22 protein-coding genes are annotated in these 23,732 nt (G+C 35.5%); 20 read left to right on the top strand and 2 right to left on the bottom strand.

Annotated elements, in window-relative coordinates; translation table 11 throughout:
* Nucleotides 1–678: 678 nt before the first annotated feature.
* The 10 genes from V7122_RS10235 (at nt 679) to V7122_RS10195 (ending at nt 10,848) form a co-directional block, all read left to right on the top strand.
* Entirely contained in the window at nt 679–1,605 is a 927-nt protein-coding gene (locus tag V7122_RS10235) for a YiiX/YebB-like N1pC/P60 family cysteine hydrolase (RefSeq protein WP_335526563.1), read from the top strand.
* A 203-nt stretch (nt 1,606–1,808) separates the two neighbouring features.
* Complete coding sequence (locus V7122_RS10230; protein WP_335526561.1) at nt 1,809–3,008, top strand: hypothetical protein; 1,200 nt, start codon at nt 1,809–1,811, stop codon at nt 3,006–3,008.
* 42 nt (nt 3,009–3,050) lie between these two features.
* Entirely contained in the window at nt 3,051–3,209 is a 159-nt protein-coding gene (locus V7122_RS25730) for a cytosine permease (RefSeq protein WP_438824778.1), read from the top strand.
* Between the two features lie 840 nt (nt 3,210–4,049).
* Entirely contained in the window at nt 4,050–5,066 is a 1,017-nt protein-coding gene (locus V7122_RS10225) for a TRAP transporter substrate-binding protein (protein ID WP_335526559.1), read from the top strand.
* Nucleotides 5,067–5,105: 39 nt separating this feature from the next.
* Nucleotides 5,106–5,600: a TRAP transporter small permease gene (locus tag V7122_RS10220; protein WP_335526556.1), complete on the top strand. Its 495-nt coding sequence runs from the start codon at nt 5,106–5,108 to the stop codon at nt 5,598–5,600.
* Entirely contained in the window at nt 5,575–6,867 is a 1,293-nt protein-coding gene (locus V7122_RS10215) for a TRAP transporter large permease (RefSeq protein ID WP_335526554.1), read from the top strand. Before V7122_RS10220 ends, V7122_RS10215 begins: the two co-directional genes overlap by 26 nt.
* A 57-nt stretch (nt 6,868–6,924) precedes the next feature.
* Nucleotides 6,925–7,941, top strand: a complete 1,017-nt coding sequence (locus tag V7122_RS10210; protein ID WP_335526552.1) for a LacI family DNA-binding transcriptional regulator — start codon at nt 6,925–6,927, stop codon at nt 7,939–7,941.
* A gap of 27 nt (nt 7,942–7,968) precedes the next feature.
* Nucleotides 7,969–9,132, top strand: coding sequence for a mandelate racemase/muconate lactonizing enzyme family protein (locus V7122_RS10205; RefSeq protein WP_335526549.1), 1,164 nt, complete (start codon nt 7,969–7,971; stop codon nt 9,130–9,132).
* A 77-nt stretch (nt 9,133–9,209) separates the two neighbouring features.
* A complete protein-coding gene (dgoD, locus tag V7122_RS10200) occupies nt 9,210–10,400 on the top strand; it encodes a galactonate dehydratase (RefSeq protein ID WP_335526547.1) in 1,191 nt (396 codons plus the stop codon).
* A 211-nt stretch (nt 10,401–10,611) separates the two neighbouring features.
* Nucleotides 10,612–10,848, top strand: coding sequence for a site-specific integrase (locus V7122_RS10195; RefSeq protein WP_335526598.1), 237 nt, complete (start codon nt 10,612–10,614; stop codon nt 10,846–10,848).
* 83 nt (nt 10,849–10,931) lie between these two features.
* On the opposite strand, the gene V7122_RS10190 is transcribed toward V7122_RS10195, so the two are convergent.
* Nucleotides 10,932–11,810, bottom strand: a complete 879-nt coding sequence (locus V7122_RS10190; RefSeq protein ID WP_335526545.1) for an AraC family transcriptional regulator — start codon at nt 11,808–11,810, stop codon at nt 10,932–10,934.
* 162 nt (nt 11,811–11,972) lie between these two features.
* Between V7122_RS10190 and V7122_RS10185 the strand changes: the two genes are divergently transcribed.
* The 9 genes from V7122_RS10185 (at nt 11,973) to V7122_RS10145 (ending at nt 19,878) form a co-directional block, all read left to right on the top strand.
* A complete protein-coding gene (locus tag V7122_RS10185) occupies nt 11,973–13,223 on the top strand; it encodes a Zn-dependent hydrolase (protein ID WP_335526542.1) in 1,251 nt (416 codons plus the stop codon).
* Nucleotides 13,224–13,267: 44 nt separating this feature from the next.
* On the top strand, nt 13,268–14,494 hold the full coding sequence (dpaL, locus tag V7122_RS10180; protein ID WP_335526541.1) for a diaminopropionate ammonia-lyase: 1,227 nt from the start codon (nt 13,268–13,270) through the stop codon (nt 14,492–14,494).
* A 513-nt stretch (nt 14,495–15,007) separates the two neighbouring features.
* Nucleotides 15,008–15,574 carry an MOSC domain-containing protein gene (locus tag V7122_RS10175; protein ID WP_335526540.1) on the top strand — a complete coding sequence of 189 codons (567 nt, stop codon included), beginning with the start codon at nt 15,008–15,010 and terminating at the stop codon, nt 15,572–15,574.
* A 345-nt stretch (nt 15,575–15,919) separates the two neighbouring features.
* Nucleotides 15,920–16,273: a VOC family protein gene (locus tag V7122_RS10170; protein ID WP_335526539.1), complete on the top strand. Its 354-nt coding sequence runs from the start codon at nt 15,920–15,922 to the stop codon at nt 16,271–16,273.
* Nucleotides 16,274–16,774: 501 nt separating this feature from the next.
* Nucleotides 16,775–17,551 (top strand): DUF7225 domain-containing protein, encoded by a 777-nt coding sequence (locus V7122_RS10165; RefSeq protein WP_335355279.1) that lies wholly within the window; start codon nt 16,775–16,777, stop codon nt 17,549–17,551.
* Nucleotides 17,552–17,706: 155 nt separating this feature from the next.
* On the top strand, nt 17,707–18,159 hold the full coding sequence (locus V7122_RS10160; protein ID WP_335355272.1) for a GNAT family N-acetyltransferase: 453 nt from the start codon (nt 17,707–17,709) through the stop codon (nt 18,157–18,159).
* Nucleotides 18,160–18,435: 276 nt separating this feature from the next.
* A complete protein-coding gene (locus V7122_RS10155) occupies nt 18,436–18,807 on the top strand; it encodes an ArsR/SmtB family transcription factor (protein WP_335355271.1) in 372 nt (123 codons plus the stop codon).
* 20 nt (nt 18,808–18,827) lie between these two features.
* Nucleotides 18,828–19,325 carry an SRPBCC family protein gene (locus V7122_RS10150; protein WP_335355270.1) on the top strand — a complete coding sequence of 166 codons (498 nt, stop codon included), beginning with the start codon at nt 18,828–18,830 and terminating at the stop codon, nt 19,323–19,325.
* Nucleotides 19,326–19,479: 154 nt separating this feature from the next.
* Nucleotides 19,480–19,878 (top strand): VOC family protein, encoded by a 399-nt coding sequence (locus tag V7122_RS10145; protein ID WP_335355269.1) that lies wholly within the window; start codon nt 19,480–19,482, stop codon nt 19,876–19,878.
* 250 nt (nt 19,879–20,128) lie between these two features.
* Here the strand turns inward: V7122_RS10145 and V7122_RS10140 are convergent, their stop codons facing one another.
* The gene (locus tag V7122_RS10140) at nt 20,129–21,127 is read right to left on the bottom strand and encodes a zinc-dependent alcohol dehydrogenase family protein (RefSeq protein WP_335355268.1); all 999 of its coding nucleotides are present in this window, start codon (nt 21,125–21,127) and stop codon (nt 20,129–20,131) included.
* Nucleotides 21,128–21,888: 761 nt separating this feature from the next.
* On the opposite strand from V7122_RS10140, the gene V7122_RS10135 reads away from it, so the two are divergent.
* On the top strand, nt 21,889–23,622 hold the full coding sequence (locus V7122_RS10135) for a sigma 54-interacting transcriptional regulator (RefSeq protein WP_335355267.1): 1,734 nt from the start codon (nt 21,889–21,891) through the stop codon (nt 23,620–23,622).
* Nucleotides 23,623–23,732 lie beyond the last annotated feature (110 nt).

Raw genomic sequence — 23,732 nt, 5'->3', positions numbered from 1 at the left:
CACACTTTAGAAAACAGATTGTTACAAAGGGCTTAATCCCTTTGATAATGCAATAACTCTATGAAAGTACAATGAATAAAAAAGAATCACAGTGCGGGAGCACGGTGAGTATTTTCCTCGTCTTTATAAGAAATCAAACTTAATTCAAAGAAGATCAACAAGGTTCCGAAAGGGCTGCGAGTGATTCGGAAGTGATCTCCCGACTGTAGTTGGGAGGGGGAGTTCACGGTGCGGTGGTGATTGCAGGTGGGGGTGCTGCAATCACCGCCGCATACGAATGACTCGCAGCTATCTTTTTTATAGAGGATGATACTGCTTGCTTGATAAGGTGGTGTGAAATTAGATGTTCTATCCTTTTTCATATATATTCACAGATTCCTTCAGTCTAGGAAGCGTCCTTTTGTCTTTCGTCCTAGAAAAAGGGGCTGTCCGTAATGTACACATGATTCATTCGACACCCTAAAAAACGGTAATTAAACCCTATTTACCCCAAGATTGTTTATAAAATATAATTTGATTCGTTAGTGCGATTTGTAAATATAAGGATAAAAAGGTATTTTATTCATTTGGATTTTAAAAATACAAAGGAGAGGATGTAATCTTATTAATCATATTTGTTTTATACAGATGATTGTAAAATAGTAGAAAATGAGTTTACAAAGTTAGGAGGAAAGAGAGATGAAACTTAAGCCAATATTAGCCATATTGTTAAGTAGTATTCTTATCATGAGTCCGCTAAAAGGAAATGCACAAAGTAATGAAGTAAATAAAGAGGTATTAAGTGTAATTGAATCTAAGATTCAGGAGATAGATAGTTTACTTTTATCAAGTCCGGATAAAGTACAATGTTATGAAAAGTGTACTCAAGCTGAGATTGAAAAACAAAAAGAGACTTTTTTAGATCAAGTAAACAATATACATGTTGAAATAGAAGAATACTTTAATTCTCTTGATGAGTCTGTGCAAAAATACGAATTTGAGGAACTGGTTGAAAAGTTAGATGAATTAGACTTAGAAGCAAATAGAGTTCAGGGTGAAGAAGAGGTTAGCGAATCTGTTTTAACGGAAGGTACGGACGGGTTTAACTCTCTTTCGGCTACTACTTACTGGCGTTATGGTGATATTTTGTATTACGGAATAGGTAGCGATAATGCTGCTGGCGAGCCTTCTTTTACAGGTCATACAGCTGTGCTGTCAACCACTGATTATTATGTAATTGAAGCATCCAGAACATCAAGTTCTGGAAATAAAGTTTTTCATTGGAATAGAGATAAACTATGGAAAGGCGCTTCTGGCATTAAGCAATATAAAGTAACTACTCTATTTGGAACAAACGCTACCGCAGCAGAAAGAAAAAAGGCAGTTACATTTGGGTTAAACCAAAGAGGTGAACCCTATTCACTTAAAACAGCTCTCTGGAATAACAATTATTGGTATTGCTCTAAGCTAACGATGAGACAGTGGTATGATGCAGGATATGATCTGCGAGGTGCTAGAGGTTTACATTGGAGTGGATTTTTACTTGTCATTCCATTTGATATTAGAATTGATGCAAATACGCGTTTAATAAAGGATTGGGGTAGGTCATTACCTAGTAAAATTTAATTTACAAATCCGTGGTCCAACTCCACCATCATTAAGACTGTAGCGCTTTTAGCCTTCCCATTCGACCTCCATACTTGAGTAACAGAAGTAATTATCAGTAAAAAAGCCACCTGCTTTAGCAGGTGGTCGTTTAAGGGTCAGAAAAAACAAAAGATTCTAGATTATTCTATTAATATTAAAGAATAAGGGTATCTGGAGGAATTATGAAACGAAAATTACTTTTTGTTGCTATCATAACAATATTGATTGGAATCATGATTACTATTTATACTTGGAATAAATCAACAGATAATAGTAACCGCATAGTTGTTAAAGGAATTGAAAATTTTAGTCCTAAGATAGAAGGTCCAGAAGAAGATCGTTATTTATTATTCTATCCAGCCGATCCAAGAACCTCTCAATCATTTACACTAGTTAAGGAAGTATCCATAACGGGAGAAGTGCAAAAGGAGTATGAAATTAGAGATAACCAATTTTTCCGCATGGAAATTCATCAAAAGCCAAATGAAATCAACCAGCTGTATGTTTCTTTTTTCGGTGCGGCTGCCATCGATAATTGGTTTTATACTTATGATATAGATCAACGCAAATTTAAGAAGGTTAATTTAACCTATTTTAACTATGATGTAGGTGTTGATCATATTAAACATTTTGGTCAGGATGTTTTATTCCAAACCATTGTCTCGCATAGAACAGGGGATCAAAATACAAATGAAGATAACCAATTTAACATGTCTATTTCTAACTTTTCTAGAGAAAAAAGTTATGAAACTGAATATGGTTATCCACCAAACTGGTCTCCGCTATTACAGCTGGGAGAAAAAATCATCTATGCAGGTAATGGACAGGTGAATGATGAAGGAATTGCCGATCAAGCTTTTATCGGGATCATTGATCGACAAAATGAGTCCGTTGAATATACAAACTTCAATAAACAATCGACCGAATTTTATCCCGTATATGCAAAAGAGAACCAAGCTTATATAATTGGCAATTCTGGAAAGCTCTTTGTAATAGATAAAGACGGCGATTATAAAACATACGAACCCTTTAAAGAAATACCCCCTCAAAGTTTCTATTATAAGATTGAAGGCGGCGGTACACTTTTACTAAATGAAGAGGCTGCTTTGCACAGCGTATATAATGAGAGCTCAGGAACCACGTTAGGTTTGTTGTCATTCAAAGAGAAACCAACATTCACTGTTCTAGAAAAAGATTATATAAAAAAAGAAAACTCGTATAGGCTATTATATCAAGACATAAACAAACAAGAAATTTACTTACTTGAAACAGATGGTGAAAAACATGGTAACTTACTAGTTCTAGACAATCATTCTTTTGATTTAGTCCATAAAATCCCTGTCGATTATGAGTATTTACTGGATTTTGTCATTAAAAAATGATTGTGAACAGATCAGTTTAGAAAAAACACCCCAGCACTCGCAATCATTGGAGTAGATTATTATTTATTTAGAAAGAGACAGTTAAGTCTTGATGATCTATTTAAATCAAATGGAAAGTACAAGTATTTCAAAGGATATAACCCTGCAGCTTTGATAGTTTATGTAGTTGCTACGGCCATCGGATTCTTCTTTTTCCTATAGTACAGCTTCTTTGTTTCCACTGCATTAGCTTTTGTTTTTTACTATTTCGTTACCAAAGCGTTTGCTAAAAATATCCCGTCATAATAGAAGAGGAATTAATTGTATATCCTATCGATGACTCCAAACCTAATATCCAAGTATATTGATATTTTCGAAAAACATAAACTAACTTAAATAACTTTTGCTTTTGATTGATTCCCCCTTCTGGATAAAGCATCCGTTAATTAATAAAGTAATCAGCATTCCAGGTTGTGATTCACTTGCTGCCGCAATTTCTCCCTTCGCTAGCTCAACCTTGGCGGCATCTTTCCTCGAATAAGCGTCATTAGTCCTACTTCATAGATAAAGAATACTCACGGTGCGGGAGCACGGTGAGTATTTTCATTGCCATTAGATATGTAAAACTTCATTCAAAGATGATCAACGAGGTTCCGAAAAGGCTGCGAGTGATTCGGAAGTGATCTCCTGACTGTAGTTGGGAGGGAGTTCACGGTGCGGTGGTGATTGCAGGTGGGTTTGCTGCAATGTCCGCTGCAGACGAATGACTCGCAGCTACCTTTGCATTCAAAGAGGATTAATGGAGCAACTATATCAATTTCATCGATTTTTTTAGTGATTTCTCTTTATATTTAACCTCAAACAAAAAGGCAGTAGTTTAACTTCTCCCAATCCAAAATTAATCTGACTCTATATTTTTGCTAATAAAAACCCTTTTATTTTGAATTTTTTGTATATTTTTTATATTTTTATATTTTTATTATTGAAAATAAAGTTGATTTAAACTATAATCAAAATTATTAAAACTGGAAACGTTTCCAAATTAAAATGGGGGGTATTATTATGAAATCTCAAAAATTCTTTATCATTATTCTTTCAATTGGTTTATTGTTCGCACTCACTGCATGTGGAGGTGGTCAAGCAGGTACTAAAGGTGGAAATTATTCAGTGGATGAAATCATTATTTCACACGTTGCTCCTGAAAATACTGCTAAACATGTAGGAGCTCTTGCGCTTAAAGAAAAAATAGAGAAGGCTTCTAATGGTGAAATTAAAGTGAAACTGTACTCCAACAGTTCACTTTACAATGATAAAAATGAATTTGAAAATCTAGTTGCAAATAATGTTCAATTTATACTTCCTGATATGTCCAAATTGGTGAAATATGAACCGGCATTTGATTTAGCTTCCTTACCGTTAGCTTTTAGCTCTGATGAAGCAGCGGAAGGGTTTTGGGACGGAGAAAACGGACAAAAAATTATGAAAAGTATTGAGAAAGAAGGGGTCAAAGCACTAACCATGTGGCCTAATGGTTTCAGGGTCATAACAAATAACAAGAGACCTATTCATTCCCCCGAAGATTATAAGGGATTAAAAATACGCACTTCAAGCGGAGAAGTCCTTGCCGATGTATTCAAAACACTGGATGCTGGAACTGTTTCCATTGCATTCAATGAAGTTTATACAGCTCTTCAACAGGGAACTATAGATGGTCAGGAAAACACCCTAAGTAGTGTCGCATCTGCTAATTTCGATGAAGTTCAAGATTTTCTTACTATTAATAATTTTAGTCGGGTTGATTATGTACTATTAACAAACTCTAAGTTTTGGGATAGCCTTGATGAAAAAACCCAAAAGGTTGTTCAAGAAGGAATTGATGAGGGGACAAAAACTGCGAGAGCGGAAGTTCAAAGGTTAAATGAAGAGGGTTTAAAGAAAATGAAGGATAGAGGGGAAATAGAAATTCACGAATTTTCTCAGTCAGATATTGAGAAATTCAGAAAGTTATTCCAACCAATATATGATAAATACACGCCTATATTTGGTGAGGAAGTAGTAAAAGATGCAATGAGCCGTTGATATTTTAAGAATTATAAAAAAAATGAGGAAGTGATGTCAATGAATAGAATTGCCAAGATTGAAAGGGTTATTATGATCCCACTATTCCTAACAGGAATGTGCATAAGTTTTTATGGAGTAATTATGCGTTATATTTTTAACAGTCCTGTTCATTGGATTGAGGAAATATTTGCTCTCACTTTGGTTTGGGCGATTTTCATTGGATTTAGTACTGCTTTAAAAAATAATAATCATATCGCACTCGATCTCTTGTATTCAATCCTTCCCAAAAAGATTCAACGCATATTAGATTTAATTGGATATTTGATTGGGATTATGTTCTCCATTTTCTTTATTTACTATGGCTTTCTAATGGTAATTGAAGCATACAAAATCGGAGGAGTTTCACTCGATGCTAGACTACCTCTTTGGATAACTTCTATAATCATGCCTTTAACGGGATTATTTTTAATACTAGCGTATATAGAAAAAATCATTAACCACCTTAAAGGTAAAGAGGAGAATCGTGATGATAATACAATTCTTGCAGGATAATGCAGTTATAGTTTTGTTTGCTTCATTTGCATTACTCCTTCTTATTCGGGTTCCAATAGGGATTAGTCTTGGAGTCTCAAGTATTATAGGTCTATTACTTATTAATTACAATCTGCAGACTATCCCTCATAATATGTTTTCCGCGGTAGATAGTGTTGTTCTAATGGCAATTCCCGGGTTTATTTTTGCGGGTTTGATAATGGCTAAAGGAGGAATATCCTTCCACCTTATTGAAGCACTCAAAGCCTGGGTGGGTCATATAAAAGGCGGTATTGCTGTCGTAGCCATTCTCGCCTGTATGATTTTCGCTGCCATCTCTGGATCAAGTCCAGCCACTGCAGCTGCTGTGGGATCAATCATGATTCCGGCCATGATTAAAGCAGGTTATAGCAAAAAGTATGCGATGGGGCTTATTGCTGCTGGAGGAACTCTTGGTATATTAATTCCACCATCTATAGCCTTGATCCTTTATGGCTCAATTGCTGAGCAATCAATAAGTGATCTTTTTATTGCAGGTGTAATACCAGGAATATTAATGGGAGTTATGTTAATAATTTTCTCCATTATTTATGCTCGGATTCATAATCTTGGTGGGTTAGAAAAGGCAACCCGTGAAGAAAGATTAAAAAAATCATCTAAAGCACTTTGGGGTTTCTTACTACCAATTGTCATTATTGGTGGTATATATTCAGGAGCAGTTACACCAACAGAAGCATCTATAGTAGCTGTGTTTTATTCATTAATCATTTCATTATTTGTTTATAAAGAAATGACAAAAGAAAAGTTCTTAGAGATTGTAAAAGAATCAATAAATACAACTGCGATGATTTTTTTAATCATTGCTTCAGCTCTAATATTTTCTACATTCCTTACAATTGAACAAATACCACAAGCATTCTCTGAATGGATTGCAGCAAATAGTGCGAATAAATGGATGTTTATAATTGGGATTAATCTAATGTTCTTTGTTCTTGGAATGTTTTTAGAAGCAGTAGCTATAATATTAATCACTTTACCTATAATAGTACCTGTTTTAATTCACTTTGATATTAACTTAATTCATTTCGCTATTATTATGACCATCAATATGGAACTGGCAATGATAACTCCTCCAGTAGGTTTAAATCTTTTCGTTGTTAGCGGAATAGCTAAGGAAAGGATAGGAACAGTAGTTAAGGGAGTTTTACCGTTTTTTGTAATAATGGTCGTTTGTTTAGTGCTCGTTGTCATCGTACCAGAAATTTCATTATTTCTAGTAAATAAATAAGAAAATTCAAATGAGTTTTACTATGATTTAAAAATTACTAACTTGGAGACTAATAGCATGACGAAAAAAATTACTATTAAAGATGTTGCAAAGCATGCTGGGGTTGGCCTAGGCACGGTTTCACGTGCAATTAATGGAGCTAATAATATAAGTCCTAGCATGAAAAAGAAAATTTCAGAGAGTATTAAGGCCTTAGGTTACACTCCAAATTCTGTTGCACAAAGCATGCGCACAAATAGGTATAAAAATATCGCTTTCTTTGCTGATATTTCCAATCCCATCTTTGCCCAAATCGCAAAAGAAGCCCAAATTGAACTAGAAAAATGTGAATATACACTTTCCCTGTGCAATATTGGTGAAAATGATATAAGTAATAAAATCTTATCTTTTTTAGAAGGGCGAAAATTTGATGGTATTATTCTATCTATTCCAAAAGAAGATGATTTGGAATTAAATAATTCTCTTTCTTCTATAGGAATTCCTATTGTGACTATAAATCGTGATATGCCTAATCTCCCAGCTGGAGTATTAACTGATTATTATAGTTCTGTTGAAAATGCTATCGATTATCTACTAGGGCTCGGACATAAAAATATAGCATTGGTTGGAGGTAATAAGGATATTAGGCCGACTCGAGAAGGGGCAAGAGCTTATATTGATGCTTATCACGCAAATAACAAGGTTCCAAATAAGGATTTAATTAAATACGGAAAATTAACAAGTGAATCAGGTGAAAAAATATTAACGGAATTACTGCCAAGTATTCGGAGTGGTGAAATCACTGCCATTCTTTCACTTAATAATCAAATGTTTTACGGGATATTAAGGGCTATGAGAAAGGCTAAACTCCAATATCCAAGAGACATCTCAATAATTACTTTTGAAGATAATGAAATAATTATGGAGTTACTGGATCCCCCTCTTACGGTGATCCATCGACCTATTAAAGACATCGGACGAAGTATTGTCCAAACATTAATTAAATATATAGAAGAACCTGAATTATATGGAAAATTAGATCAAGTTATTATTCCTACAGAATTTATTATTAGGGATTCCTGTCGATCGATATAATTATATGAATAATTGGAGGAAGATAAAATGTTGGAAACAAAGGTAAATAATACTCAAATAGGTGGGCTGAAATCAAGAATTGAAAAGGTAGAAGTAATACCTATAAAAATGCCTTTAAAACAAGCATTTAAAGGAAGTAATTATTTTATGACACATAGGGTGACAGTAATCACAAAAATTACAACGGAAGATGGAATAGTTGGTGAAATTTATAATGGTGATGAAATGGATGATCTCCATTTCATTGTAAAAATGATTAAAGATGAAATGGCACCACTTATCATAGGCGAAAATATTTTTGAAGTAAAACACATTTGGCAAAAACTTTATCCATTAACCTTTAATATACTGGCAGATCGAAAAATCTCATTAAATGCCCTTGCTTGTGTAGATAGTGCAATTCATGATGCAATAGGTAAAAGTTTAGGTATGCCTCTTGTAAAATTATGGGGCGGATCGAAAAAGGAACTTCCTGTAATGTTAATAGGTGGTTATTATACTGAAGGAAAAAATGTAGATAAAGAAAAGATTATTAATGATATAGATTCATATAAAGAAATGGGCGTAGCCGCATGCAAATTTAAAGTGGGCGGAAGGGCACCAGAAGTTGATATAGAAAGGGTTCGGACTGCTCGTGAAGCTGCTGGGGACGAATTTATCATTGCGGTTGATGCAAACCAAGGATGGGATAGAAATGACGCATTGAAATTTGCAAAAGGTGTTAATGACCTTAATATTAGATGGTTCGAAGAGCCCTGTCGTTGGAATTATGATAAAGACGCTATGAAAGATATTCGTTTAATGTCAGGTATCCCAGTTGCAGCAGGTCAAAGTGAAGATTCACCTGCAGGGTGTATTGAATTAATGAAAAATGGATCAATAGATGTATGTAATTTTGATGCTAGTTGGAGCGGTGGTCCTACGGCTTGGAGACAAGCAGCTGGTGCTGCAGAAGCATTAGGATTCGAAATGGCTCATCATGAAGAACCTCAAATATCAGCACATTTACTAGGCTCAACACTTACTGGAACATTTTTAGAAGTTTTTCATCCGGATCGGGACCCATTATTTTATGAGATCATTGAAAATAGAAACAAATTTAAAAATGGATACTACGAAATACCAAATGGACCTGGTTTTGGAATAGAACTTAACAGTGCCGTAATTGAAAAATATCGATTAGATAAGTAATTATTTAAAAGGGCCGAATTTCGGCCTTTTTTATAAATCTATTGGAACTAGTCTATATTTTTGAAGGAGGATATTTTGTGAAAATCACAGATGTAAAGATTATTCCTGTAAATCGTTTTCTTTTTGTAGAGGTACATACCGATGAAGGGATAAAAGGGTTAGGTGAATCGGGAAGTTGGGGATTTTTAGATGCTTCTGCAGAAGCCGTTAAAACGTTTAAGACATATCTAATTGGACAAGATCCACTTAAAATTGAACACCATTGGCAATACATGTACCGTAGTTTTCACTTTCGTGGAGCAGCAATTATGGGAGCATTAAGTGCAATTGATATTGCACTATGGGATATTGCTGGAAAGTATTTCAATACCCCAACTTACCAGTTACTCGGGGGAAAAACTCGTGATAAAGCTAGAGTTTATTACCATGTGGGTGGCGGGACAACAGAAGATATTATTAATAACTTAAAAGAAGCTAAAAGGAAGGGATATACAGCTGTCGGTCATTTAACCCCCTTCTTAGATGAAGATAGAAGTGTCCCGTATTACGAAACGTATGCTCAAAAGATTGGAAATGCAATAGACAGAGTTAGAAGCTATAGGGAAGCAGTTGGTGATGAAGTAGATCTTTGCATTGAGATTCATAGGAGATTAAAGCCTGCAGAGGCCATAGCATTCGCAAGAGGGATAGAAAAATATCATCCATTCTTTATTGAGGATCCTACAACACCCGATAACTTTGATTCAATGGTTAACATTTCAAAGAAAATAAATATACCTCTTGCTACTGGAGAAAGATTTCATACACCTCAGGAATTTGTACAACTGTTACGAAGGGACGCGGTGCATTATGTAAGACCAGATGTTTGTATGTGTGGAGGAATTACTGGTGCAAAAAAAATAGCAGCATTGGCCGAAGCTCATGACGCTATGGTTGTCCCTCATAATCCATTAAGTCCAGTGAGTACAGCAGCTTGTATACAAATTGCAGCAAGTATTCCTAACTTTGCACTTCAGGAGTATCCCGGTGATGATAGAGCTTCAGCAACAGAACGTTATATTTCCGCTAAGACCGATGACAACGACAAATCTTTTAGACAATCTGACGTAGTGAAGAAAACACTAAAATGCGAGGACGGTTACATTATTATCCCTGATGTTCCAGGTATCGGTGTAGAACTTGCTGAAGATGTAGAAAACAGATTTCCTTATTCTAGACGAACAATACAAACTAGGCTACATGTTGACGGCTCAGTGGTCGATCAATAAATTTTTGAAATCTGTCGATTCCTAAATAGAGAAAAAGCTGGTTTTTTCTTACAAAATAGAAAGACCAGTTTTTATTTTTATTATAAGGTCATCATTTTGAACTGAATACGTACATATACCTCTATTGTTGATTTTTTCAAAGAACAGTTTTCACAATGTAATATTAATTTATTTTTTTATATTAACTAAGCACAAAAAATAACAAAATACCATTATTTCTTATAGCAATGGTTTACATTCCTTTTTTAATGATATACATATTCGGCCAGAATGTTTTGTAACAGCAGCCGATATTCGAAAGTGGATCCGTGAAATGTTAAATCCAACTAACATGAAACCACTGGCCTTTTCAACCATTAACCGGCGCTTAAATTCTTTACGAAGTTTTTACTCTTGGGCAATCAAAAATAAAAAGCTGCAGCAGTTGGTTTTAATTAGAACCATCTAATGCCCTTGATCAGATTCAAGGACACATGTCTATATTAATGAAAGAGAGCTGTTCCTTTCTAACATATCCACACTATGAATTATTTATCTTAATTTTTTGTATGCATATGGAGTCATGTTCATGGAATTTCTGAATAAATCAATAAAATAGCTTGTACTATTAAAACCAACTTGATAAGCAACTTCAGTAACATTAAGATCACCTTGCTGCAGTAAATATAAGCTTTTTTGGATTCGATAATCTTTTACATAATTTAAAGGTGTACTATTTAAATACCGCTTGAAATATCGACAGCATTCAGAACGGCTTAGTTGACCAGCCCTTGCAATATCCTCCAGCATCATTTTTTCTGGATAATGCTGATGTATATAACTTAACATTTGTTTCATTCTATGGCCCTTTACTATTTCTGTCTGAACATATTCCAGTTGAATACCATTCACGATTAAATTTTTCCAAATGAATGTTAGCTGCATCGATATATCAATTTCATAGTACGCTGGTTTTTGCTCAATATATTGATGTATTTCCATAATTGCATTTAAAATGTTTTTCCCCCAAAGCTGGTTTGCATCTACATATAAGTAAGGGAAATTCGTAGCTTGAATATAGGGCTTTACATAAGGAGTATAGAGTTCTTGCGCTAAAACAAAATGAGGTGAAATATTTAAGCAAATATAAATACAACCCGACTGATCTTTTTCTTGTGCCTTGTGTAAGCATCCACTATTTATAAACAGTCCATCGCCTTCTCGAACAACTATCTGATCTTCATTAACTTGAAAAATCGCTTCCCCTTTTACGATTAACACAAATTGAATTTCGTCATGCCAATGAAGTGGAATATAGCCATGTATATTTTGTTTTATGGTAGTCTCATAACATGCAATCGGCATAACGACTGTATGATGTTTTGTAAGCTCTTTTAAGCTTTCATCTATCATGAAGTTTTTCATTTGCATAACTAAAACCTCAATATATTTATATTTTTCTATTCAATAATAGTATTATTCTAACAAATATTAACTTAATATTAACACAATTGTTGCATTTAAAAAAAATAATCATCAAAATAATAATTTCTTTACATCTGTTTTATTTTCATTTTAAAAGGGGAACTGAACATGACATTTACTAGTTTAAATCTATCAATCAAATCAGACCGACTACTCAACCGTCTTCAAGAACTTGGCCGAATAGGTCGGGACAATGACAACAAACTTACTAGATTAGCAGCATCAGATGCAGACAAAGCAGGCCGGGACCTATTTGTTACTTGGATGAAGGAATCTGGATTGGAGGTTATGATCGATAGAATCGGTAATATCTTTGGCATTTGGTATAGTCCCGAAAACAAAAATGAAGCACCAATTATGATCGGTTCTCACATTGACACAGTCATTAACGCTGGTATTTTTGATGGATGCTATGGAGTCCTTTCTGGGCTTGAAATCATAAACACTTTGCAGGAGACAGGTTTTATTCCTACTCGTCCAATTGCAGTTGCAGCATTTACGAACGAAGAGGGTGTACGATATACCCCTGATATGATGGGCTCCCTTGTATTTGCTGGTGGACTCCCTGTTGATGAGGCACTTGCAACGGTGGGAACGGATGGAACACTTTTGGGCGAAGAACTTGAACGTATTGGATATGCTGGCACGAAGGACCCTGGGTTTATTAAGCCATACGCTTATATCGAACTTCATATCGAACAAGGTCCAATTCTTGAGAACGTGGGGATTCCAATTGGTGCTGTGGAGAATCTTCAAGGTATTTCATGGCAGCGCATTACGATTGAAGGTGTTGCAAATCACGCTGGTACTACCCCAACTAATATGCGACATGATGCGGGACTTGCGGCGGCACGGGTGATCACATATTTACGTGATCGTGCGAACAATTCTAATGGACAAACTGTTGCAACAGTTGGAACGATTGAATTTAAGCCAAATGCTGTTAATGTCATTCCATCTTTTGCAACATTCACTGTTGATTTGCGTGATCCAAACGAACAGAGATTGCAAGATGAGGAGCAAGCACTTGCAAACTATCTTAAAGAACTAGCTTCTTCTGATGAAGTAACCATTACTTCTGAACAACTAGTACGTTTTCAGCCAGTTTCTTTTGACGAAACAATCGTTAAACTGGTAGAGCAAGCTGCTAGCGGGTGCGGACTCCAATCAAAACGAATGACATCTGGCGCGGGACATGATGCTCAAATGATGGCTCGTGTTTGCCCAACAGCGATGATCTTCGTTCCAAGTATCGATGGGATTAGTCATAATCCTAAGGAATATACAAAAGATACAGACTTAGTAGCTGGAGCTAATGTATTACTTGACGTAGTTAGCAATCTTGCAGGTAATGACTAATTGAGATAGAGGTCATCGCAATACAATAATAGGAGGTTCTTAAAATGCAGAAAACAGTAAATTCCGTAATGAGGTTTGCGAAAAACAACTTTTATTCACCTGAATATAACGAAGAGGAATTATCGGCATTTGCAGAAAAAGATATAAATGGAGTTCTTGAATTTCAAAAAACACATAAATCCTACAATGAAACTCCTTTGTATCAATTAAAGCAATTAGCTAAGCACTTAAACATTGCTGATATAAGGGTAAAGGATGAATCCCAACGATTTGGTCTTAATGCGTTCAAAGTAATGGGTGGGATCTACGCTGTTGCGAAATATTTAGCTGAACAACTAGGTGAGAATATTGAGAATCTTTCCTTCGAAAAATTACAATCTCCTAAAATCAAAGAAAAGCTAGGTGAATTAACTTTTATTTCAGCTACAGATGGAAATCATGGAAGAGGTGTCGCTTGGGCAGCAAGGGAGCTTGGACATAAATGTATCATTTATTTGCCAAAAGGTTCGTCCATACAGCGCTTGACTGCCATCCGCGATGAAGGAGCTACTGCGGATATTACAGAAATCAATTATGATGACACGGTTAGGTTATGTGCAAATTTAGCTGATACAAATGGCTGGATAATGGTGCAGGATACTGCTTGGGATGGGTATGAGGAAATCCCTCTTTGGATTATGCAGGGCTATGCCTCGATGGCAACGGAAATTGTGGAACAATTGAAAAAAGACGATGCAGAACCACCAACGCATATTTTCCTTCAAGCAGGGGTGGGTTCATTTGCTGCGGCCATTGCTGGATATATGGTTCGTTATTATCGGGATAATCCTCCAATCATTGTCGTGGTTGAACCAGATCAAGCTGATTGTTATTATCGATCGTATTCAACTAAAGAAGGAAGCAGAGAAATCGTCACTGGAGAAATGAATACCATTATGGCGGGATTAGCTTGTGGGGAACCGAATACAAGAGCTTTTGAGTTATTGCGTCATTATGCTGTTGGTGCATTATCTTGTCATGATAGTATTGCTGCCCTAGGAATGCGGGTATACGGGAATCCAATGCAGGGCGATCCGCGTGTTATCTCGGGAGAGTCAGGTGCAGTAACATTGGGTGTCCTTTACTACTTAAGAAAACTAGCAGACGACCCGAAAGTGTGCCAAGAGATTTCACTGGATTCAAACTCTCGGGTACTACTCATAAGCACAGAAGGAGATACAGATCTAGCAAAATATCAACAGGTTGTATGGGAAGGTCTTTGTCCAAATTGATGGGAAATTATTAGTGGGAACGATAGAGGAGAAATTTCGTGTACTGTTCACGAAGAGTATTTTGAAGAGGTTTCTACAAGATGAAGCTCCCTGCTTTGAAAAGAATTTTTTAACACATATAATAAAAATTCACTTTTGAGACAACGAAAACCCTTGCAGCGCAAGGGTTTTCGTTGTCTAGAGAATAGGGGGCTCGAACCCCTGACCCTCTACGCTGCCAGCAGGATTCAAGTAAATAAACTGAGTTAAATTAGATAATTACAGATTAATTAAGTCTTGTGTATCAAGGGCTCGAGGGCTGTTAAAAGAAAGCTAGAACAATCTAGATAAAATAAAAAAATGAAGTCTGTGCACACTTTTCTTGATGGAAATTCTTTAGCTTAAATTTTGTGCTAAGAAGGATTGTGAAGAAGTGTACTTAATCTATAGAATAGGTTAGAAGAAAAAGGAATAATTAAATCTTTATTGAATATGAAAAACAGAGAGTTTAAAAAGGAAGGCTGTGAGGATTGAATGTTTGGTGAAGAAAAAGAGAGTTCAATTTTAGGAACAGTCATAGCGGTTAGTTTAAGTAAGAAGCATACGTTTAGTAAAGAAAATCAAGAAATTATAAAATTAGTGAAGGGTTTCGGGGTCGAAGGCGATGGACACTTTGGTTCAACGGTTAAACATCGATCGAGAGTGGCACAAGATCCAAACCAACCGAACCTAAGACAAGTGCATTTAATTCAAAATGAGTTATTCAAAGATTTAGCAGACCGTTTTACTATTAAACCTGGACAAATGGGTGAAAATATAACAACTGTTGGAATAAATCTTCTTGAATTACCTACTGACACGACATTATTTATAGGTGAGTCTGCAAGTATTAAAGTAACAGGCTTACGCAATCCATGTGCTCAAATTGATAATTTTAAACAGGGTCTTTTAAAGGCTGTTTTGGATAAGGATTCAGACGGAAATCTAATAAGAAAAGCAGGAATAATGGGAGTTATATTGCAGAGTGGAGAAGTGAAACCAGGTGATACCATCCGTGTTGAATTACCTCCTAGACCATTTATAAAGCTTAAACGTGTTTAAGCAACTTGTGCGTATTAGTACGATAGTGAAATTAATCTTGTTTGTAAACAAACATTTAAAGTAACAGATAGTTTTAGCACAATAGCAGAGTAGCAGAGGAATAATTTTTGCAGCTCTTCGTGTCTCAATTTTTTTAGTAATCGGGCGACTTTCTGTAAAAAGGAACAGCGCTTACTTTCGTTATAGGGCCATTTTATGGAGGCCTGAAAGATTTCAACGTGTTAAATTAAACTTCCGAGTTTACCCAAAAATAGCAATTCCATTCAATAAGAAAAAGGTGTTGTATTGGAGAACAGAGAATTACTGGGTTAAGTGATTTTATATTTTTCGAAAGGGGAATTCAAAATGGGAAAAGTTGTAGGATTTGAATTAAGCAGTCAAGAACCGGAAAAAGCAACAAAATTTTATTCCAGGGTTTTTGGACGGGATTTCTCCGAACCACAGTGGGATTATTGGACTGTTTCTACGGAAATAGGCACTCAGGAAACTGGAATGAGCGGTGGAGTAAGTAAAGGACCTAATGATTTTCCTCATGGAACACGTATTCAAATAGAAGTTGATTCAATAGATGATTCTATCTTCAAAGCAAAAGACAATGGTGCAATGGTAGTTCGAGAAAAGATGGAGTTTGATGAATTTTTTCTAGCATACTTAGTAGATCCAACGGGTATTGGATTTGGTCTTATTCAAAAAAAATAATAACCTACCTTAATATTTGGGCGCAATTCTGAAGCAAGAATCAGCAAGAATTACGCTCTTTCTTTATGTTAAGGGCAATTTGTGTTGTATAAACAAGTGATTTACAAATAAAAGGGTACCTGAGCTTCATCTAAAAATTGTCGTGGACAACGTTAATAAAATTTCTAAAATAGGAACTTCTTTAAATAAATGAAAGTATAGTTTTACATTAACCTCAGTGTGATTAAAGGGTGCTATCTAAGAACAAGAATATCCACTTAATCATTCTCAACCTAGATTGTGGAAGATCAAAGGAAGTATAATAGAGGTTATGAAGAATTGTAATTTTAGTTTACGTTGGAGCTGTTTCACTTGGTTTTCCTTCCCTATTATTTCAAGTGATTAATAGTTTGATTGAGAAAATTGTATTTTTAACAGTTGAGGAAGTCAAGGTTGTAGCTATGACTAAAAAACAACTTTAACAATCTGGCGTTAATCGATCATCATGAGGAGAGGATTACGATAACTATTTATGACCAACTTATAGAAGTTCTTAAAGAAAAAAAAGGTGAAACTCTAACATCTATAGAGATAAGAGATAAATTAATAACAAAATTTAATACAAATCCAAGTAGTATAATACTTTCAGATTATTGTTATAACCGTTATAACAGCGGGATATCTTTTAATAAACATCTATTTATATACATCAATAGAAGTACATATAGATATGTAGGTGAAAATTATCCTTATACTGGACTAATCTTTCACAAACCTAGAGGGGCTGAGTATGAATCTGTTGTTGGTGAGTGGGATAATGGGCTACTTCTTCTCTATAAGGATAAAACTATTAAACAGGGTTCAATAGGAATCTCACAAATTAAAAAGTTGTATGAAGAATACTTGGAAATGTTACGATTTGAAATGAATGTACTTGGATACAAGGCAACTGAATTAAGGCATCTTATAGGTCGTCTAGGTGAATTCTTTTGTGTTCTTTACACAAATGGAGAACTAGCTAAAGTGACCAATCAACATGGATATGATGTCATAAAAGACGGTAGAAGAATTAGTGTTAAAACAACTGCCCAAGATAATAGTTTTATTACGATCAATAAAAATACATTCGACCAATTCGATGACTTTTTCGTAGTTCAGTACAAAGATGATGATTTTAAACTGTTATTTTATGGGCCAAAGGAAGAAATCCCATCACCTAGAACATATGGAAATAATTATGAGGTCAATATAAGTTCTTTAAAAAGAATATCAAAAACCAGTCCATTTTTTCTGGGGTAAGATACATTTGAGGGCAGGATAGTATGATAGCCATCCAATAATACTCCTTTCAGAGGTGTAAAATGATATATTTAGAAACATCGAGATTGCAATTACGCGACTGGGAAGAAATAGACTTAGAGCCATTTAGTCGACTAAATTAGGATGAAGAGGTTATGAAGTATTTTCCTAAAACCTTATCATCCGAAGAAACAAAGGTGTTTTATAAATCAATTTTGTCCGAGTTTAAAGAATGTGAATTTGGGTTATATGCCGTGGAAGTAAAGGAAAATAAAGAGTTTATAGGGTTTATAGGATTTCATAGGGCAACCTTTGAGGCTGATTTTACACCGTGTATTGAAATCGGATGGCGCTTGAAGAAAGAGGCTTGGGGAAAAGGATATGCATCTGAGGGTGCTGCAGCCTGTTTACAATATGGATTTAACAAATTGGGTTTTAGTGATGTTTATAGTGTTACAGCTGATGTTAATAAGCCTTCGAAAAACGTAATGATAAAAATTGGTATGAATTTTATTAAAACTTTCAATCACCCCAATGTTAAGAAAGATAGTCCTTTAAGAAAACATGTTCTATTTCATATAAATAAACCTGCTAACTGTAAACTATAGTTCAATTAACAGCCGTTTTCAGTGGCAAGTACCCTTTAGTCAAGAATCTACATTAAGCTTTAAAGTAGCCATAGTTTAAGAAAAAGTTATTATGTCGCAGTTCGAACATACTATTTAAACCTTTATTCCATAATAGGACGCTATCCATGAATAAGGATATGCGTCCATTTTCATTTTAGAGCCGTATTATAGAAGATCGAAAATTCAACTTTTCTTTAGTAAATGGGAATAAAAGAAATAAAGTGATATGTTTTATATTTAACTAAATAGTTGAATATGAAAATTATCTCTGTTATATTTAACTACATGGTTAACCATAATAATGATCATTTAAATAAAATTTTTCATGCTTTAGCTGATTCAACAAGAAGAGAAATGGTTCATATGATGGCGCAAAAAGAAAGAACAGTTTCTGAATTAGCAGAGCCTTTTGATATGTCCCTTGCTGGGATTTCAAAGCATATTAAGGTTCTTGAGGGAGCAAAATTAGTGGAAAGGAGTGTAAATGGAAGAACTCACATATGTCGCTTAAATACTAAATCATTATCTCAAGCTAAAGAATGGCTCCAATTTTATGAGAAATTTTGGAGCAATCGTTTTGATCTTCTGGAAAGTGAGTTATTGAAAGCCAAGAAGAAAGAACACTAAAACATCGGAAGGAGAATTTTATGAATAAAATCTCAACTACAACATTAAAAATGAAAAGAGAATTTAATGTAGAACCTGAAAGAGTTTTTGACGCATGGTTGAATCCTGTAATGATGAAAAAGTGGTTTTTTACATTAGAAGGGACGAACAAGGTCGCACAGAATGATCCCAAAGTAGGTGGAGGTTGGGAGATCGTCGACCATAGAGAGGGAAAAGATTATCGAGCAGTAGGTGAGTACCTTGAAATTGATCCTCCAAAAAAATTGGTATTTACTTTTAAAATGCCTCAATTTAGTGAGTTAGAAGATATAATAACTGTTGAGATAAAAGAAATTTCTACAGGCTGTGAAATGACTTTTACCCAACTCATACACGTTGCTCCAGAAGAAAACTGGAAAAAAGCAGATATTGAAAAAGCTCTAGGAGAGTATCATGATGGGTCTGAACATGGTTGGAACTTAATGTTTATGGGACTCAAAGAACTAGTTGAAACTGGATATATCAGCTATAAAGGTTGATGTTCATACATCGGCGCAGGTTGGCTAAAGAAAAAGTGTGACTCGGATAAAATTATTTTTATAGAGGGGCATTATTAAATTTAAGTTACCTTACGTACATTCATTTTATCAATTGATGAATAATTAATTAAGTGACTACAGGAGTTGGTATTTAATGGTAAATGTTACACCGTTTTTAATGTTTCAAGATGGTAAAGCAGAAGAAGCGATGAATTATTACATATCAATCATTGACGATTCTGAAATTACTAGTATTGTTCGCTATGGAGCTAATGAAACTGGAGACGAAGGAACTGTCATGAAAGCTACTTTTTCTTTAAAAGGGCAAGAATTTATGTGCATTGACAGTAATGTGAAGCATCAGTTTTCCTTTACTCCTTCATTTTCAATATTTGTTACTTGTGATACTGAAGAAGAAATTAACAACCTTTATGAGAAACTTATCGAGGGTGGACAAGCACTTATGCCAATTGGTAATTACGGTTTTAGTCAAAGGTTTGGTTGGCTAAATGACCGGTTTGGAGTATCGTGGCAACTAGATCTTCCTTCGTGATTTCATTAAAATTAGTGTTAACAAGCAAAAGGCAGTAATCACAATCTTGAACTTCCACAAATGGGCGCAATTCTTTAGTTAGAAATGCGCTCTTCTCAATGAATTGGGCAATAAAATTGAACAACATCTTTTTTTACGGTAATTAAAATTAAAAGCAGACGGTACATAGAGAATCTTATACAGATTCTAATGCCCATCTACTCTTTAAATGAACGTAAAGTTGTTAAGGCATTTCAAATTTGCAATAGTATTACCAACAATTTTTTAAAACAATTTTTCCTACCGCTTTGCCTGACTCCATGTACTCATGGGCTTTTGAAACTTCATCAAACGTAAAAATGTTTGAATCCAATAGTGGACGCAGCTTCCCTTCCTCAACCAAACTAGCAACCTTCTTCAAAATTTCTCCATAATGATTATGCATGTCCTTGTTTAATATTTTCAACAACATAAAGGTAACATGAAGCGAAAGTCCTTTCGAATGCACGGGGGAGAGGTCATGAGTCGAACGAGTAGCAATGGCTGTTACCGTTCCATGTACCGCTGCTGCTTCAAAAGAGCGATCAAGGTTTTCACCCCCTACCGTGTCAAACACGATGTCAAATCCTCTTCCGTTTGTATATTTTTGTACATAGTCGTGAACGCTTTCTTCTCGATAATTAATTGCTACATCAGCACCAAGGCGTGTGCCAATCTCCATCTTTTCTTGCGAAGAGGCAGTTGTATAGACTGTTGCTCCACTCCATTTGGCTAGTTGAATGGCGATGTGTCCTACACCCCCAGTGGCTCCATGGATCAATATATCTTGTCCAGGAATAAGCCTTGCTCGATTAAATAATGCTTCCCAAGCGGTAATGGAAACTAATGGTAAAGCCGCAGCTTCTTCCATCGTCAAATTTTTCGGCTTATGAGCAAGTAAATCGGCATCTGTCAGCATAAACTCTGCAAGTGCACCGCCGTGAGTCCCTCTAAATCCACCCGCGCATCCAAACACTTCATCACCAATGTTAAACTCGGTTACTCCTTCACCCACTGCAGATACTATCCCTGCCACATCTCCATGTAATACTGCTGGAAACTCGGGTGCAACGGCTGGAACTGCACCAGCACGGACTTTCGTATCAATAGGATTTACACTTGTAGCCTTTACTTGAATAAGTACATGTCCAGGTTTCAGTTCAGGTTCTGAAATCTCTTTAAATTGAAATATAGATGGTTTCCCAAAAGATTGAATAACTTGTGATTTCACTTTAGTCACTCCTTTTTTTATTTGTATTACCTAAAAATAGGGAAATATCTAATTAGTTCCTAATTCCAATAAATGATATCGCCCAAAACTCTCTTTTTCCCCTTTCGAACGATGATAAAAATGATGGGATCATTTGTTATTAGATGATCTGGTGATTTTTTTACGTAACAAATTTAATACCTAGTAGTATGAATATAAAAAATATTTAGTTTTTTATTCGCTAAACTAATAATACTTCATAAAATATAAAATTTAAAGTAAGCACATTTTTGTTGAATAGGTTTAAGAAGAATATTTGGTTAATCTGAAGAGAAATTCGAAGCTTAATCCAGTTGCTTTTCAAGGTGCTTTAATGGAGTAACGAAAAAGCCCAAATTTCTCAATTTTACTGAGAAATTGAGCTTTTTATTTTTAGTAATCCTTACGTTGTAAAATACATTAACAACGATTTCAAGGAAAAGTAAAATTACCCGATTAGAAGTTAACTAGTCATAATAGCACTAATTTGACAATCAAAAACTGGTTCCAATAAATAATGGAACCAGCTATTTGCCCTTTATTTCCGTTATTCGAAAGGGCGCTATCCTAACAAGAATATGATGTGTAATAATCCGGAAGTTGTAGCGCAGCGTCATGCAAAAGTACACGGCAAAGCTAACTAAAAGAGAGCTTAGGCTTTTTGGAAGGAAGATTCTGGTTTTTGTCGAATAAGTATGGACCATACAAATTTTTGATAGAGGATCTAAAAGGAGAGGTTAGGCGTGATTAATCGTCACATTTCACAAGGATGGACTGAGATTGTTGAGGGGATTTATAACGGTGTCATCATAGTGGATCGAGACGGTAAGATTATCATGTGTAATACATCAGGATGTGATCTTATTGGTATGTCTGAAAAAGAGATGCTAAATAAGCATATTACCAGCATTATAGAAGATTCAACCCTGCATCAAGTTTTGTTGGACGAAGTTACACTTGTCAATGTACAGCAACGTATCCAAGGTCGGGTTGTTGTTGCAAATCAATCTCCTATATATAAGGATGGTCGGCTTATTGGGGCTATCTCTGTTTTTCATGAAATATCAGAATTAAAACATACCCATAATCTGCTTGATCAAAAGGAAAAAGAGGTAGAACAATTAAAGGAAATTATAGAACTGTTATATGACGGGGTTATCATGATTGATAAACAGGGGCTAATAACAATGATGAATCAAACTTACGGTGAGTTCCTCGGTGTTAAAGTTGAAGATGTGATTGGCAAGCACGTCAAAAAAGTAATTGAAAATACACGTATGCATATTGTTGTGAAAACGGGGCAATCAGAAATTGGCTCATTTATGATAGTAAAGGATAAAAGTATTATTGTCATGCGTACCCCTATTTGGAAAGAGGGGGAGGTTGTTGGGGCTATAGGTAAGGTTTTATATACGGATATTAACGAGTTAAAAACATTGGTTCAGCGCCTAAACGTAACTGAAAGCATGCAGGACTTTTATAAACCGGAATTGAAAAAAGTGCGAGGATCCAAATATTCGTTTGACCAGATTATAGGCGAGCATGAGCGAATGAAAGAAGTAAAGGATTTAGCATTGAAAGTGGCTACTAGTCGCTCAACGGTATTGATTCGAGGAGAAAGTGGAACAGGAAAGGAATTGTTTGCTCATGCAATTCATGAAGCCAGTAACCGTTCTGATGGACCGTTTATAAGCCTTAATTGTGCCGCTATACCAGATAATTTATTGGAATCTGAGCTCTTTGGTTATGAGGAGGGGGCATTTTCGGGAGCGAAAAAGGGCGGAAAACCCGGAAAGATTGAACAAGCCCAGGGTGGAACGTTATTTCTAGATGAAGTCGGCGATATGCCTCTCAATATGCAGGTAAAGCTATTACGAGTCTTACAGGAAAAAGAAATTGAAAGAATTGGCGGCAGTCAGACTAATCAGATTGATATCAGGTTAATTTCAGCAACAAATCGTCCGTTAGAGGAAATGGTTAAAAATGAAGAGTTCCGAGAAGACCTTTATTACCGCCTAAATGTGATTCATATTACGATTCCACCTTTGAGGGAGCGAGGCAAAGATATCATTACTACGGCGCATCTTATTTTGGGTCAATTAAATAATGAGCTTGGTAAAAGCATAAGTGGCTTTCACCCTAATGTAGAGGATTTATTTCGTCGTTATCAGTGGAGTGGTAACGTGAGAGAAATGCAAAATGTCATTGAGCGTGCTCTTCATATCGCAGATAATGGTCCGGAAATCTGTTTAGAGCACCTTCCCCCTTATTTATTAGACCATGTTGAAAGGCATACAGATGTTTCAGTTTCATCCTTCTCTCTTGAAGAGGAATTGGAAAGGGCTGAAAAAGCGGCAATCATCCGGGCATTAAAGGCCAGTGAAGGGAATCGAACTGAAGCGGCAGAAATGCTTGGCATACATAGAGCTAGCCTATATCGAAAAATGGAGAAATATAGTTTGTTAAGGCATCAATAAGTGTCGCAATAACGAGACGTGTCGCATTATAGAGACAAAGTGTTGGAGCTCGCTATAATGACCATATTAATAAAAATAACGTTGCAGTTTAGCAACGTTATTTTTATTAA

Origin of the sequence: Bacillus sp. JJ1532 (assembly GCF_036965085.1) — a bacterium.
Classification (GTDB): Bacteria; Bacillota; Bacilli; order Bacillales; family Cytobacillaceae; genus Cytobacillus.
Note: the sequence above shows the minus strand (reverse complement) of the source record. Positions and strands in the feature narration are given on the sequence as shown.

Coding starts and splice junctions, on each gene's coding strand:
- V7122_RS10235 (WP_335526563.1), top strand. CDS start 679: ATGAAACTTAAGCCAATATTAGCCATATTGTTAAGTAGTATTCTTATC.
- V7122_RS10230 (WP_335526561.1), top strand. CDS start 1,809: ATGAAACGAAAATTACTTTTTGTTGCTATCATAACAATATTGATTGGA.
- V7122_RS10225 (WP_335526559.1), top strand. CDS start 4,050: ATGAAATCTCAAAAATTCTTTATCATTATTCTTTCAATTGGTTTATTG.
- V7122_RS10220 (WP_335526556.1), top strand. CDS start 5,106: ATGAATAGAATTGCCAAGATTGAAAGGGTTATTATGATCCCACTATTC.
- V7122_RS10215 (WP_335526554.1), top strand. CDS start 5,575: ATGATAATACAATTCTTGCAGGATAATGCAGTTATAGTTTTGTTTGCT.
- V7122_RS10210 (WP_335526552.1), top strand. CDS start 6,925: ATGACGAAAAAAATTACTATTAAAGATGTTGCAAAGCATGCTGGGGTT.
- V7122_RS10205 (WP_335526549.1), top strand. CDS start 7,969: ATGTTGGAAACAAAGGTAAATAATACTCAAATAGGTGGGCTGAAATCA.
- V7122_RS10190 (WP_335526545.1), bottom strand. CDS start 11,810: ATGCAAATGAAAAACTTCATGATAGATGAAAGCTTAAAAGAGCTTACA.
- V7122_RS10185 (WP_335526542.1), top strand. CDS start 11,973: ATGACATTTACTAGTTTAAATCTATCAATCAAATCAGACCGACTACTC.
- dpaL (WP_335526541.1), top strand. CDS start 13,268: ATGCAGAAAACAGTAAATTCCGTAATGAGGTTTGCGAAAAACAACTTT.
- V7122_RS10175 (WP_335526540.1), top strand. CDS start 15,008: ATGTTTGGTGAAGAAAAAGAGAGTTCAATTTTAGGAACAGTCATAGCG.
- V7122_RS10170 (WP_335526539.1), top strand. CDS start 15,920: ATGGGAAAAGTTGTAGGATTTGAATTAAGCAGTCAAGAACCGGAAAAA.
- V7122_RS10160 (WP_335355272.1), top strand. CDS start 17,707: ATGAAGTATTTTCCTAAAACCTTATCATCCGAAGAAACAAAGGTGTTT.
- V7122_RS10155 (WP_335355271.1), top strand. CDS start 18,436: ATGAAAATTATCTCTGTTATATTTAACTACATGGTTAACCATAATAAT.
- V7122_RS10150 (WP_335355270.1), top strand. CDS start 18,828: ATGAATAAAATCTCAACTACAACATTAAAAATGAAAAGAGAATTTAAT.
- V7122_RS10145 (WP_335355269.1), top strand. CDS start 19,480: ATGGTAAATGTTACACCGTTTTTAATGTTTCAAGATGGTAAAGCAGAA.